The organism is Bacillus sp. AC266, assembly GCF_979253805.1.
On record NZ_CEEDEC010000008.1, the window covers coordinates 100,114 to 114,356 of the forward strand.

The 14,243-nt window shown below is 35.4% G+C and carries 10 protein-coding genes and 3 riboswitches; of the genes, 9 read left to right on the forward strand and 1 reads right to left on the reverse strand.

Going from position 1 to position 14,243, the window contains the following annotated elements:
* The first annotated feature begins 96 nt into the window (after positions 1-96).
* Positions 97-206: riboswitch (TPP riboswitch) on the forward strand.
* A gap of 72 nt (positions 207-278) precedes the next feature.
* Positions 279-1,085, forward strand: coding sequence for a hydroxyethylthiazole kinase (gene thiM, locus AC0IXC_RS25455; RefSeq protein ID WP_471653534.1), 807 nt, complete (start codon positions 279-281; stop codon positions 1,083-1,085).
* 16 nt (positions 1,086-1,101) lie between these two features.
* The gene (thiE, locus tag AC0IXC_RS25460; protein ID WP_471653535.1) at positions 1,102-1,761 is read left to right on the forward strand and encodes a thiamine phosphate synthase; all 660 of its coding nucleotides are present in this window, start codon (positions 1,102-1,104) and stop codon (positions 1,759-1,761) included.
* A gap of 117 nt (positions 1,762-1,878) precedes the next feature.
* On the opposite strand, the gene AC0IXC_RS25465 is transcribed toward thiE, so the two are convergent.
* On the reverse strand, positions 1,879-3,192 hold the full coding sequence (locus tag AC0IXC_RS25465) for an anaerobic C4-dicarboxylate transporter family protein (protein WP_002091236.1): 1,314 nt from the start codon (positions 3,190-3,192) through the stop codon (positions 1,879-1,881).
* A gap of 282 nt (positions 3,193-3,474) precedes the next feature.
* Positions 3,475-3,559: riboswitch (cyclic di-GMP riboswitch) on the forward strand.
* A 140-nt stretch (positions 3,560-3,699) separates the two neighbouring features.
* Here AC0IXC_RS25465 and AC0IXC_RS25470 point away from each other — a divergent pair.
* From AC0IXC_RS25470 to AC0IXC_RS25500, 7 genes are all read left to right on the forward strand, one after another.
* A complete protein-coding gene (locus AC0IXC_RS25470) occupies positions 3,700-5,439 on the forward strand; it encodes a methyl-accepting chemotaxis protein (protein WP_078204733.1) in 1,740 nt (579 codons plus the stop codon).
* A gap of 163 nt (positions 5,440-5,602) precedes the next feature.
* A complete protein-coding gene (locus AC0IXC_RS25475; protein WP_471653536.1) occupies positions 5,603-9,175 on the forward strand; it encodes a non-ribosomal peptide synthetase family protein in 3,573 nt (1,190 codons plus the stop codon).
* A 51-nt stretch (positions 9,176-9,226) separates the two neighbouring features.
* Positions 9,227-9,328, forward strand: a riboswitch (TPP riboswitch).
* 101 nt (positions 9,329-9,429) lie between these two features.
* Positions 9,430-9,750 carry an MTH1187 family thiamine-binding protein gene (locus AC0IXC_RS25480; RefSeq protein ID WP_000082898.1) on the forward strand — a complete coding sequence of 107 codons (321 nt, stop codon included), beginning with the start codon at positions 9,430-9,432 and terminating at the stop codon, positions 9,748-9,750.
* The gene (locus AC0IXC_RS25485; protein ID WP_002091231.1) at positions 9,722-10,495 is read left to right on the forward strand and encodes an ABC transporter permease; all 774 of its coding nucleotides are present in this window, start codon (positions 9,722-9,724) and stop codon (positions 10,493-10,495) included. Before AC0IXC_RS25480 ends, AC0IXC_RS25485 begins: the two co-directional genes overlap by 29 nt.
* Entirely contained in the window at positions 10,492-11,490 is a 999-nt protein-coding gene (locus tag AC0IXC_RS25490; RefSeq protein WP_002124979.1) for an ABC transporter substrate-binding protein, read from the forward strand. The genes AC0IXC_RS25485 and AC0IXC_RS25490 overlap by 4 nt, the downstream gene beginning before the upstream one ends.
* Positions 11,487-12,236, forward strand: a complete 750-nt coding sequence (locus AC0IXC_RS25495) for an ABC transporter ATP-binding protein (protein ID WP_002139487.1) — start codon at positions 11,487-11,489, stop codon at positions 12,234-12,236. Before AC0IXC_RS25490 ends, AC0IXC_RS25495 begins: the two co-directional genes overlap by 4 nt.
* 445 nt (positions 12,237-12,681) lie before the next feature.
* Positions 12,682-14,214 carry an ABC-F family ATP-binding cassette domain-containing protein gene (locus AC0IXC_RS25500; RefSeq protein WP_471653537.1) on the forward strand — a complete coding sequence of 511 codons (1,533 nt, stop codon included), beginning with the start codon at positions 12,682-12,684 and terminating at the stop codon, positions 14,212-14,214.
* Positions 14,215-14,243 lie beyond the last annotated feature (29 nt).

The window sequence follows — 14,243 nt, forward strand, 5'->3', positions numbered from 1 at the left end:
AATGGTTGAACCAGGAGAGTTCTGATCTCTATCATTCTATAAAAGTAAAGAACTTGTTATTTTACTAGAATAAGAGTAGACTTTGAAGTAGATGAATAATAAACACATGGGAGTTTGTGGATGCAAACTGAGAGTATGACTAGTCCGTCATTGACCATTTGAACCTGTTGGATAATGCCAGCGTAGGGAGAGTGTAAAAGCACATGTTCAGGCACTTTGCGTACGCGCAAAGTGCCTTTTTGTGTATCTCCCATTACTATAGTTAGGAGATGAAAAGGATGAATATGAAAGAAATTAGTAAAGTAGTGGATTTGGTGAGAGAGTCTAATCCACTCGTGCATAATATTACAAATGTTGTTGTAACAAATTTTACAGCAAACGGTTTGTTAGCATTAGGAGCATCACCTGTAATGGCGTATGCAAAAGAAGAAGTAGCAGAAATGGCTAGCATTGCGGGAGCCCTTGTTTTAAATATGGGTACACTTCGTCCTGAAGAGGTAGAAGCGATGTTACTTGCTGGTAAATCAGCAAATAAGAATGATGTACCAGTATTGTTTGATCCAGTTGGGGCAGGAGCAACTTCTTATCGCACAGAAGTTGCGAGATATATTCCAGCTGAAATCGATTTAGCTGTTATTCGCGGAAATGCAGCTGAAATAGCTAACGTTATTAATGAGAAATGGGAAATTAAAGGTGTAGATGCTGGTACTGGCAACGGTAATGTTGTAAATATTGCAAAACAGGCAGCGGATGACTTAAATACAGTTGCGGTAATTACTGGAGAAGAAGATGTTGTTACAGATGGAGAGCGAACTATTCTTATTCGAAATGGCCATCCTATTTTAACGAAAGTTACTGGAACAGGTTGTTTACTAACTTCTGTAATAGGAGCATTTGTAGCGGTAGAAAAGGATTATGTAAAGGCAGCAGTAGCGGCATTAACGTTTTATGGTGTAGCTGCGGAACTGGCAGCTGCTAAGACAGTGGAGAAGGGACCTGGTAGTTTCCAAATTGAATTTTTAAATCAGTTAGCAAATACAACTTCAGATGATATTGAGAAGTATGGGAAGATTGAGCTTATATAGTAAGGAGGGGAACTAGATGTCGCGCATTACAATGGATGAAATGTCTAGGTTATTACCAGTATATTTTATTATGGGAAGTAACAATTGTACGAAGGAGCCACTACAAGTATTGAGGGATGCACTAGAAGGCGGTATAACAATTTTTCAATTTCGTGAAAAGGGAGAAGGGGCTTTAACGGGAGAGAAACGTATTGATTTTGCGAAAGAACTGCAAGCGCTTTGCAAGGAGTACGATGTACCATTCATCGTAAATGATGATGTGGAACTAGCCCTCGAGTTAGATGCAGATGGCGTGCATGTTGGACAAGATGATGAAGGAATTACTTCTGTTCGTAAAAAAATGGGAGATAAAATTATTGGAGTATCTACACATACAATTGAAGAAGCACGCTGGGCGATTGAAAATGGAGCCGATTATTTAGGAGTTGGTCCAATTTTTCCGACGAGTACGAAAAAAGATACAAAAGCGGTTCAAGGAACGAAAGGTCTAAAGTATTTTAGGGAACAAGAGATTACAATACCGATCGTTGGGATTGGTGGGATTACGATTGAAAATACAGCTTCTGTTATAGAAGCGGGTGCGGATGGTGTTTCAGTTATTTCAGCGATTAGCTTAGCGGAATCTGCGTATGAAGGTACGAAGAAATTAGTTGAGGAAGTAAATAAGAGTTTGTAGAAAAAGCCTATGTAATATTTTAAATGCTATATGGAGGAATAGACTGCCAAAAAAGTTTAAACAAACGTTTGATTAAAAAAGCACAAACCTTTTTAAATAAAGGTTTGTGCTTTTTCTTTAAAACATAATTGAAATTAAGAGCATTCCAATTCCAATAGAAGTAAAGGTTGCGATCAGGCCCGGAATCATAAAGCTATGATTTAAAACATATTTACCAATTCCTGTTGTACCAGTACGGTCAAAGTTAATTGCAGCAACGATTGTCCCGTAGTTTGGAATGAAGAAATATCCATTTACTGCAGGGAACATCGCAATAAGTAATGCCGGCGGAATACCAAGTGATAGTCCAAGTGGCACTAAAGCACGAACTGTTGCTGCTTGGCTATACAGTAAAATAGATAGAATGAATAGTGCAATAGCAAATAGCCATGGTGCACTTGTCACTAAGTGTTGAATTGATCCTTGAATTATATTTAAGTTTCCGTTGAAGAAAGTATCTCCCATCCAAGCGATACCAAAAATAGCAACAACTGCTGTTGCGCCTGCTTTAAAGACGTTACCAGTTACAATGCTTTCCACATTTGGTTTACAGAAAATAATAATGAGAGCAGCAATGGTTAACATGACCATTTCAATTGTGTTTGGCATGGAAAGACGAGCTAACTTCCCGTCAACCATCCATCCCGGACGAAGGGCTTCAAATGAACCAAGAAGTACGACAAGGAAAGTTCCTACTAGGAAAAGGATAACTGATAATTTAGCGCCTTTTACACCCGCAAATTCTTTTTTCTCTTCAAGTTTAGGGATCATTCCCTCTTTTAATCGCTTCAAGTATTCAGGGTCTTCATTTAATTCTTTTCCCATTTTACTAGCAACGAATGCAGCTACCATACAAGCAATAAAAGTAGAAGGGATACTGACTTTTAAAATATCTAACAAGGTGATTTTATAGTCGGCTAACATTGCTAAAAGTGCAACTGTTGCAGCCGATATTGGACTAGCTGTAATTGCCTGCTGGGAAGCGATAACGGCAATTGACATTGGTCGTTCAGGTCTAATTCCTGATTCGCGAGATACTTCGGCGATAACGGGAAGTACAGAATAAGCGACATGACCAGTTCCCGCGCATAGCGTGAATAAATAAGTAACAATAGGAGCAAAAAATGTAATACGCTTTGGATTTTTTCGTAATGCTTTCTCAGCAAGGTAGACAAGGTAATCCATTCCTCCAGCAGCTTGCAAAGCACCGGCAGCTGTAATTACTGCTAAAATCATAAGCATTACATCAATAGGAGGAGCTGTAGGTTGTAAGTGGAAGACGAAAACAAGTATTGCCATACCAACGCCACCCATTACTCCTAGACCAACTCCGCCCAGGCGTGCACCAATAAAAATGCAGATTAGTAACGTAAGAAATTGTAGCCAAAACATGATAAACTACCTCCGAAATTCGTAAGTTAAGATATATTCGAATAGTTTGATTTGAATGAAAAATAAGTAATGATCCGAAATAATCCTTGTATTATATACATTTTTTATTATATAACACAAGAAATGTAACATTCACATACTTTGTTAAATTATTTCAAAAAAATAATCCGTTAAAACTTTATATTTATATGTACAAATGGGTGGACATTTTAATTTTTATGTTGTAATCTTTGAAAGAGAATATTGTAATTCTCATAGAACTCCCATATCGTTCAACTCGTTCAGCGAGAAAGGCAAACTGATGGAAACATGAGGACGCAAAACTACAGGAGCTAAGGTCGAAAGGCTATGCTAGCCAGTTACCGGACGGATAGGGTTGGTCTTGGCCAATGCTTTTACATTGGTCTTTTTTTATTCTCGAACATATTGAGAATCATTTCTAAACAAAATATTCGTATATTTTGTTTTTTTGTTTTTAATTTTGATAATTAAGGAAGGTGAATATTAGTGAAAAAGTATTGGCATAAGTTATCATTTCTTCAAAAGAACGTCTTATTAACTGTCTTAGTTATTTTGACGCTTGTTGGAAGTATGGGTGCATTAAGCTTCAACATGTTTCAAAATAGTATGATGTCTTTATTTGAAAGACAGTCTATTGAAACGGGAGAGATAGTGCTAAAAAAACTGGATGTAGAATTAGTTAGAGACATGACGAAAGATCCTACAGCCGAAAGAGTGAAAAAAGAAAAGTTAACAGGGCAATTAGATGAAGTGTCAAAAGAATTGAAAAGTGTTGGACAAACGTATGTTACAGGAGCAAAGGCGAATGAAAAGCGAGAGTTACAACTCGTTGGTTTGACTACAGAGTTAACAAATGCAGTCCCTGTAAAGCCGGGAGATTATTATGAACAACCCGCTCATTGGATGAATGCATACGATAAAGTGATGGATACGAAAAAGGCTCAGATGACAGAAGTATATGAAGATGAATTAGGTTCGTGGGTGACAATATTAGAGCCAATTACAGATGGAGAAAACAATATTGTTGCAATTGTTGCGGCTGACTTAGATGCTTCTATCGTTCCTAGTACAAAGAAGAATTTTGTGATACAGGGTATACTCTTTATTATTATTTCATTAGCAATGGCAACTATTACTCAATTCTTTATCGTACGTCACTCGTTAGCTCCATTAAAAGATTTACGAGAGGGATTACGTAAGATTGGTGAAGGTGATTTAAGTATTAAATTAAAAGAAAGACCAGATGATATTGGAATTATTAATATATATTTTAATAACACGATTGATAAATTTAAAGGGATTATAGATAAAGTAAGACAGACTGCTGAGCAAGTTTCTTCTTCTTCACAAGAATTGTCGGCAAGTACAGAGGAAAACAGTATGGCAGTTCAAGAGATTGCAAGTTCTATTGAAGGTTTAAGAGTAGGAGCGCAATCTCAAGAAACTTCAGTACAACAATGCCTAGGAATTGTACATGGAATGGAAAATAAGGTAGAAGAGATAACTGGGGCTGCGAAACAAGTTGCAGTTGCTTCAGAAGGTATGGAGCAACATTCAATTGAAGGTAATGAAGTCATTGGACAAATCATTAATCAAATGAGTTTAATCCAAAATGCAGTACAAGATTTATCTTCTATCATCTATTCGTTAGAAACAAGGTCAAAAGAAATTAGTGATATTGTAACTGTAATTACAGGTATTTCAAATCAAACAAATTTATTAGCCTTAAACGCTTCTATTGAAGCTTCACGTGCTGGAGCAGCTGGAAGAGGGTTTGCAGTTGTTGCTGATGAAGTGCGCAAATTAGCAGAACAAACTGAAACGTCAGCGAAAGATATAGCGAAATTAATTAGTGAAACGCAGACTGAAACAGAAGAGGCTGTAGTTTCAATGCAGAAAGGTTCAAAAGAAGTAGAATCTGGAATTACTCTTGTTCAAAGTAGTGGTGCGTTCTTCGAGAAAATTTCAAAGTCAGCACAGTCTGTTACAGATCAAGTTAGGGCTGTTTCTAGCAACTCAGGTGATATTTTACAAAATAGCCAGAATATCGTTCAAGTCGTAAATGAATTATCACATATCGCGAATACTTATGCGAATAGCAGTAGTAATGTTGAAGAAAGTATGAAGGAGCAAGAAATATCAGTACAAGATATTGCAGAATTAGCTACATCTTTAAGTTGGCTTTCACAGGAGTTACAAGAGTTGATTGGAGAATTTAAAAGTTAATAAAAAATATAAGGTGTAGATATAATCTGCACCTTTATTTCTTTAATTAATAGTCTAATATCTAAATTTAAAGATGTTAGAGGTAAAACTTTAATCAGTAGGGGATGAACACCCCCACTGATTAAAGTTTCACTTTATTTTATGGAGAGCGAGAGGATTCAGTATGAGTATTTTCTTAAAACGTTCATATGTGGAGAGATATGAACAATTTTTGCAACAAAATTATGAACCACTTATGATACCGAAGGATTTTCAAGTAAACGAATATAAGCAGATGAAAATTGAGGATATACAAGCGATCGAACATAGTAAGTTAGATATAATAGTCGCTACTTTTGTATGGTTGCATCATGTTAGTAATGAAAAATGTATAGTGATTCCTCATTATATGGAACAGAGTAGTTATCCGTTATGTATTACGATTTCAGAGGAACTTTCTTATGAAGAGCTAAAAGTAGAAATTAATGATCAAATTGTGCAGTTAGAAAACATGGAAGAAGTACAAAAAGTATTATTACAATATGATGAAGGAAAATGGGGGAAACCTGTAGTTACAGTAGGAAAAGAGAATAGAAATAGTCAGTTGAACTTTATTGAATTAAAGAATAATTACTTTGAGGTTTCTTATAATAAAATGCAATTGGAAGAAAAAACAGCGACTCGTTATATAGAGCAAATTGAGTATGTATTACAGCAAGGAATTACAAACGAGAAGCAATGTATTGTAGCTATGGATATTACTCCAGAAGAAGAGTTAGCAATATATAAAGAGATAAATCATACAGAAGTACCATATCCGAATAAGAGTATTTCCGATATGTTTTATGAAACAGTAAGGAAGTTTTCAAATCGTATAGCTTTATCTTCGTTAGAAGGAACATTAACATATGAACAACTAAATAAGAGGAGTAACCAAATCGCTCATATGTTATTACATAATGGAGTGAAACAAGGCGATTATGTTGGTATCTTTATGAAGCGAAGTATTGATACGGTAGTAAGTTTATTAGCGGTTTTAAAAGCAGGCGCTGCGTATATTCCAATCGATCCAGATTATCCTGCCAATCGGGTGCAGTATATTATTGAGGATAGCCAATCGAAATTAGTGCTAACAAAAGAAACAAAAATTCCGTATGAAGGCATTCGCGAGTTGTCTCTTTATGATATTGAAAAATTTTCAGATGCAGATGTGAAATTGTCAATTCATCTTGATGATATTGCATATATGATCTACACATCAGGTTCTACAGGAAACCCGAAAGGAACAATGCTTGCGCACCGCGGGGTAGTTAATTTATGTACATGGATGCAAAGACATTATGAATTAACAGAAGAAGATATTTTTGCACAGTTCCCATCATTTAGTTTCGATGCGTCTATTTGGGAGTTATTTGCTTCATTGTTCTGTGGTGGAAATGTATATGTTTTATTAGATGAGCAAAGACTTTCAGTCGATGCTTTTGCAAATGCAATTTATAAAGAAAAGGCAACATCTATTTTAGGATTAGCTACAATTTTCTTACAACAAGTAGCAACATACCTTCCAGATGAAAGTAAATATAAGTTGGATTCATTAAAGAGAATTGCAGTTGGTGGAGAAATGCTTACTGCTGAAGTAGTGAAATTATGGCGACAGAGAATTGGTACTCATGTTCAATTGAATAATGCATATGGTCCGACGGAATGTACAATTACAACAACTACTTATCCAATTCCAGAGGAGTTAAATGATAAATTTGCTAGTATTCCAATTGGGAAGCCAGCGGATAATTATAAAGTTTGGATATTAAATGACAATATGAAAGTTTGTCCAATTGGTATTCCAGGAGAATTATATATAGAGTCAGTAGGTATCGCGAAAGGTTACTTTAATAAGCCAGAGAAAACAGAAGAAGTGTTTATTCCACACCCTTTAAAACATGATAGTAGGATATACAAAACAGGTGATATTGTTAAAGTATTGAAAGATGGAAATATTGAATTTCTACACCGTAAAGACAATCAAGTGAAAATTAGAGGACACCGAATTGAACTAGGTGAAATCCAAAATACAATTGCAAAATATGAAATGATAAAAGATGCCGTTGTATTTACGAAGAAAAGTGAAGAAGGTAGTCATTATTTAGTCGCTTTCTATACAACTGTTAATGAAGTTGCTATGGAAACCTTAATACACGATTTAAGAGAACAATTACCAGATTATATGGTGCCATCTAAGTTAATTTATATTAATGAACTGCCACTTACACCAAATAAAAAGGTTGATGTGAAGCGATTAGCACAACTGGAAGAAGAGTATGAGCCAGTTCGTTCACAAGAATATATCGCACCATCTACTGAAGCGGAAGCAAAAATAGCAAAAGCTTGGATTGATGTATTAGGCGTCTCGAAAGTTAGTGTCCATGACGACTTCTTTACAGTTGGTGGGCATTCGTTAAAGGTATTACGAGTTTTAACTCTATTGAAAGAGGATTTCCCGCATTTAACAATTCAAGACTTTTTCCAGGAACGCACAATATATAGGTTATCGCAAATTCAAAGGGAATTAAAAGTAGAGGAAGAAGACATATTCCGTGAATATAAAGTAATTCATGAGCCAGCAACAATTTCACATATAAAAGAAGTGAAAAGCGGTAAAGTTTCAAATATCTTTTTAACAGGAGCTACTGGTTATTTAGGTTCTCACATATTGCATGAATTACTAAAAGATACAACAGCACATATTTATTGCTTAGTAAGACCAACGCAAGATATACAACAAAGAATTGTTAATACATTAACAAATTACTTTAAAAATATAAAAAAAGAATGGCTACAACGTATAACAGCAGTACCTGGTGATCTCGGGGCAGAGAATCTTGGTATGAGTGAGGAAGAATTTAAAGTCATTCGTTCCAAGGTTGATACTGTAATTCATTGTGGTGCAGATGTAAGACATTTTGGAGATGTGGCTCAGTTTGAAAATGTGAATGTGCAAGGAACGGGTCGTATGCTAGCGTTAACTGAAGAAGGAGCGACATTCCACTTTGTTTCAACAATTGGTATTCCGATAGAATTAGCGATGGATCAATGGGATATATATGAAAAAACAGGTGATTTTAACTACGATGTGGTGTTGGAGAATGTGTATTCTAATAGTAAACTACAGGCAGAAAACCTTGTTCGTGAAGCGATAAAAGATGGTGTACGAGGAAATATTTATCGTGCGGGTAACTTAGCTTGTCATTCAGAAACAGGAAGGTTCCAACAAAATATTGAAGGAAATGCATTCTATCGTCTGATTAAAGCGATGTTACTTATTGGACAAGCTCCGAATGTAAAGTGGAAAATTGATTTTACACCAATTGATTTTGCTAGTAAATCGATTGTAACATATGTACAAGATTCACAAATAGCTGGAGAAATGTTACACATCTGTCACCCATGTCAAGTTGAATTTGAACATTTTATAAAGCTAATTGAGGGATGTGGATACAACCTTGAAATGGTTCCACTTTCGGAATATGTAAATACCGGGCTTGAATTAGCGAAGGGAAATGAAGTAATAGCAGAGCTAATTGCTTCTCAAGTTGCAGGAGATGGAGCACAGCAATCTGAAATTGTAATGGGTACTCGTAGAACGAATGAATGGATTAAGAAAAAAGAACTGGTAGTGCCAGCGATTAATAAAGAATTTATTCAGCAATTATTAGCTCATGGTGAAGAAGTTGGATATTTTCCAAAAATAATGAAATGATATGTACGCTTTTGTTTGTTCAATAAAATAAATCATGCTACAATGAAAACGAATTAAGAACCGGGGAGCCAATTGGCTGAGAGGATGTAAGTATACATCGACCCTCAACCTGATCTGGATAATGCCAGCGTAGGGAGTTACTTTAAAGTGATGTAGCATAAGTTATTATAGAATAACTTGTATACAAGGCTTTCCTACATGGTAGGAAAGCCTTTTCTTTTTTTGAAACCATATTTTGTAAGGGGGATTTTATTATGTCACAACAAGTTACAATTTCATTTTCAGTAGTACCACAAGCGAAGAACAAAGATGTGTATTCCGTTGTTGATAAAGCAATTGAAGTTGTACAACAGTCGGGAGTTCGTTATGAAGTAGGGGCAATGGAAACAACGTTGGAAGGAGAATTAGATGTACTTCTTGACGTCATTAAACGCGCGCAACAAGCTTGCGTCGATGCTGGAGCAGAAGAAGTAATTACTTCTATTAAAATTCACTATCGTCCAAGTACAGGCGTAACGATTGACGAAAAAGTTTGGAAGTACCGTGATGAATATGCAAAACCAGAAGCGATCTAAAATAATCACAACAATTTGGCTTATCCTTCTCATTGCTATATGGGAAGGATCTGTTTCATTATTTAAAATTGAGCCGTGGATTTTACCGAAGCCGTCTGCAATTGTGCAAGAGTTAATTGGAATGAAAGATTTACTATTACCGAATACAGTGCAAACGTTACAGGAAGTAATAATTGGGTTGTTTTTTGCAATTTTACTTGGGACGAGTATTGCTATCATTATGGATGTCATCCCTTTATTTCGGATTTTAATGAATCCATTGCTCGTTATTTCGCAAACAATTCCAATCGTTGTGCTCGCACCATTATTTATTATTTGGTTTGGATACGGAATGTTGCCAAAAGTAATGGTTGTTATTCTTGTTTGTTTCTTCCCAATTGCGCTTAGCATTTTAGAAGGTTTCCAAACGGTAGATAAAAATATGCTGAAACTGTTACAAACAATGAAGGCAACGAAATGGCAAGTTTACCAGAAAGTAAAGTTTCCAGCAGTACTCCCATACTTTTTCTCAGGTTTAAAAATTGCTGTTACATATAGTGTGATGGGGGCGATTATTGGGGAATGGCTTGGTGCCAGTGAAGGATTAGGAGTTATGCTTACAAGAGCAACAAAATCCTTTTTAACGGCTCGAGTATTTGGTGTTGCAGCGATTATCGTCATGGTGACATTATGTCTGTACTTTATTGTTGAATTTATGGCAAGAATAACAGCACCATGGATATACAGAAAGGGCGGCAGAAAATGAAAAAAGGTTTAAAAATTATGTTAGCTGCATTATTAGCAGTAACTGTTGCCGGATGTAATCCGGCGAAGAAAGAAGAAAGTTCAAGTAAAGATAAAAAAGTAAAAGTCGTTTTAGATTGGTTTCCAAATACGAATCATACTGGCTTATATGTAGCGCAAACGAAAGATTATTACAAAAAGCAAGGGCTTGATGTAGAAATTATCCAGCCTGGTGATAATGTAACGGCAGAGCAGATGATTGCTTCTGGGAAAGCAGACTTTGCGATAAGCGCACAAGAAAATGTAACATTAGCTCGTGTTGAAGGAATCCCAGTTGTTTCTGTTGGTGCAATTATTCAGCATAATACCTCTGCTTTTGCATCTCTAAAAAAAGATAATATGACGTCACCGAAAGATTTTGAAGGTAAACGTTATGGCGGCTGGGGGGGACCAGCAGAAGAAGCGACGTTAAAGACGATTATGGAGAAACATCAAGCTGATTTTAATAAAGTTGAAAAAATTATTCTTGGACAAACAGATTTCTTTAAATCAATCGGTCGTGATGCAGACTTTGAATGGATTTATTATGGATGGGATGGAATTGAAGCGAAGCGTCAAGGAAAAGAGTTAAATACAATTATGGTAAAAGACTTAGATCCAGCGCTTGATTTCTATAGTCCTGTTATTATTACAAGTGAAAAACATACGAAGCAAGATAAAGATTTTGTGAAAAAATTTATGACGGCAACGACGGAAGGTTATGATTTTGCAATTAAAGAACCGAAAGAAGCTGCGGATATTTTAATTAAAGCTGTTCCAGATGTGAATAAAGAATTAGTACAAGAAAGCCAAAAGTGGTTAAGTACAAAGTATCAAGATGATGCAAAAGCGTGGGGAGTACAGAAGGAAGAGATTTGGACAAATTACATGAATTTCTTATATGACAACAAAGTTATTAAAAAGAAAATCGATGTAAAAGATGCCTTTACAAATGAATTCCTTCCAAGTGAAAAATGAGTGGATTACAAATAAAAGATATTGTAAAAGCTTTCGATGGAAAGAATGTATTAGCAAATATTAGTGCGTCTATACAAGAGGGAGAGTTTGTCTCTTTTGTAGGTCCGAGTGGTTGTGGAAAAAGTACATTATTAAATATGATTGCAAGTGTTGAAGAGCCAACGAGCGGAGAAGTGTTTTATAACGAGGAGTATGTAAAAAAACAAGATGTTGTTAGTTATATGCCACAACAAGATTTATTACTACCGTGGCGATCGGCTTTGCAAAATATCGTTCTTCCATTGGAAATCGAAGGGAAGCCTAAAAAACAAAGGCTGACAGAAGGAATGGAAGCATTAAAGCAATTTGAGCTAGATGAATATGCAGATCATTATCCAGATGAATTATCAGGTGGAATGCGTCAAAGAATTAGTTTCCTTCGTACGTATTTATGTGAAAAGCCAATTATGCTGCTGGATGAGCCTTTTGGAAAATTAGATGCATTTACAAAAATGGAAGTACACAGTTGGCTTTTAAATTCTTGGCATCAAGAAAAGCAAACAATTGTTATGGTTACACATGACTTAGATGAGGCAATTTTACTTTCTGATCGCGTATTTATTTTATCTCAAAGACCAGCATCAATAGTTGGCGAGGTCCAAGTGGAATTACCTAGGCCGCGAACGATGGATATGTTAACATCTCTTGAGTTAAAGAAGGATAAGGAAGAAATTTTAAGAGTATTGGCTCCTTACATGAAAAAATAGAAAAAAGTCTTTTAACAGTTTTTTGTATAATTGCTGTTAAGAGGCTTTTTTCTATTGAAGGAGAAAGATGAAATCTATAGGGGAAATAGTGGGTTCATTAACATCGGATAAATTGGAAGAAGGAACAAAAGAAAAAGTAGAGAATAGAATATAACAGAGTGGTTTATACTCTTAATATAACAAATGTTAAAGGAGTGAAAGGATAAAATGACTTTATCAACTGTTCTTCAAATGGTTTTAGCTTGATACGGGAGAAGTCTGCCCATTTTTAACAAATAAGCTAAATTGAAGACAGCAGGTAAAGAACCTTAATCCTTTCTTACGATAATATGTAATGGGTAAGGTGTATTCACCTTACCCATTTTTATATGTATAACTAAATAAGGCTTTATACTGTTGTTCTCTCTATTTAGCTTATGGATCATAAGAAAAGGAGAGAAAAAAGATGAGTATATTAACAGTAGAAAATGTAAGTCATTCATATGGTGAGAAAACCATTTTATATAATGCGTGCTTTCGATTATTAAAGGGCGAACATGTTGGGCTAGTAGGGAAAAATGGAATTGGAAAATCCACATTATTACGCTTGTTAACAGGAGAACTTATACATGATGATGGAAACATTGAATGGTTTCCACATGTGAAGATTGGCTTTTTGCAACAGCATATAGATTTACAAGAAGGCATAACAATTGAAGAATACTTGCAAAGTGCGTTTTCTAACCTGTATGAGTTGGAACGTGACATGTTAAAACTTACAGAAGAGATGGCTGGAGCAGGAGAAGTAGCGAAATTGTTAGTAAGGTATGGAGAGTTACAAACTATATTGGAGAATTCTAATTTTTATCAAATTCATACAGAAATTGAGGAAGTAGCAACAGGCTTAGGCTTGTTTGAAATAGGATTGGAAAAGGATGTTTCAAAGTTAAGTGGTGGTCAGCGGACAAAGTTGTTACTTGGGAAACTCCTTTTAGAAAAAGCGGATGTTTTATTATTAGATGAGCCAACTAACTATTTAGATACAGCACATATAGAATGGTTGCAATCATATTTACAAATGTATGAAAAAGCTTATATTATCATTTCGCATGATGAAATATTTTTGAACAATATTACGAATGTTATTTATCATCTAGAAGAACGAAAGGTTAAGCGCTATGCGGGAGATTATGAAACCTTTTTGCAAAGTTATCAATTACAAAGGAAACAATTACAAGCGGCGTATGCGAAACAACAAAAAGAAATTGCACATTTAGAGGGTTTTATTCAAAAAAATAAAATTCGTAAAGCGAAACAAGCGAAAAGTCGTGAAAAAGTATTAGAGAAAATGAAAAAGGTTGAAAAGGTTAACGATATACCTCGCGCCCGTTTTGATTTTAATGTTTATACTGAGCCAGTGAGTCGTATATTACAGGTAGAGAAACTGAAAATTGGTTATGGTGAACCGTTATTTCCAGAATTGGATTTTCAAGTGAAAAAAGGGGAAAAGATTGCGATTATTGGTCATAATGGGATTGGAAAAACAACAATGTTAAAAACATTACTAGGACAAATAAAACCGTTAGGCGGCTCAGTTTCTGTTGGGGAACGAGTAAAACCCGCTTATTTTGCACAAGAGGAATTTTCCTCAGAAATAACTGCACTAGAAAGAGTATGGGCAGGGAGACCAGATATGACAAGAAAAGAAATCCGACAAGCATTAGCAAAGTGCGGATTGAAAGAAGAACATGTATTAAAACCTATCCAGTTATTAAGTGGAGGAGAACAAACAAAAGTACGATTATGCGAACTTATCGTAACTAAAAGCAATGTTTTAATTTTAGATGAACCAACTAACCATTTGGATACAGAGACTAAGACGGATTTACAGGAAGCGTTAAAACAATATAAAGGTACAGTTTTAATTGTTTCACATGAGCCCTCTTTCTATGAAGCATGGATAACGAAAATATGGAATATCGAAAAATGGAACGTTTAACAATAATCACAAAGAAAAGGCGTTAGCTT

Coding starts and splice junctions, on each gene's coding strand:
- AC0IXC_RS25495 (WP_002139487.1), top strand. CDS start 11,487: ATGAGTGGATTACAAATAAAAGATATTGTAAAAGCTTTCGATGGAAAG.
- AC0IXC_RS25490 (WP_002124979.1), top strand. CDS start 10,492: ATGAAAAAAGGTTTAAAAATTATGTTAGCTGCATTATTAGCAGTAACT.
- AC0IXC_RS25475 (WP_471653536.1), top strand. CDS start 5,603: ATGAGTATTTTCTTAAAACGTTCATATGTGGAGAGATATGAACAATTT.
- thiE (WP_471653535.1), top strand. CDS start 1,102: ATGTCGCGCATTACAATGGATGAAATGTCTAGGTTATTACCAGTATAT.
- AC0IXC_RS25465 (WP_002091236.1), bottom strand. CDS start 3,192: ATGTTTTGGCTACAATTTCTTACGTTACTAATCTGCATTTTTATTGGT.
- thiM (WP_471653534.1), top strand. CDS start 279: ATGAATATGAAAGAAATTAGTAAAGTAGTGGATTTGGTGAGAGAGTCT.
- AC0IXC_RS25480 (WP_000082898.1), top strand. CDS start 9,430: ATGTCACAACAAGTTACAATTTCATTTTCAGTAGTACCACAAGCGAAG.
- AC0IXC_RS25485 (WP_002091231.1), top strand. CDS start 9,722: ATGAATATGCAAAACCAGAAGCGATCTAAAATAATCACAACAATTTGG.
- AC0IXC_RS25500 (WP_471653537.1), top strand. CDS start 12,682: ATGAGTATATTAACAGTAGAAAATGTAAGTCATTCATATGGTGAGAAA.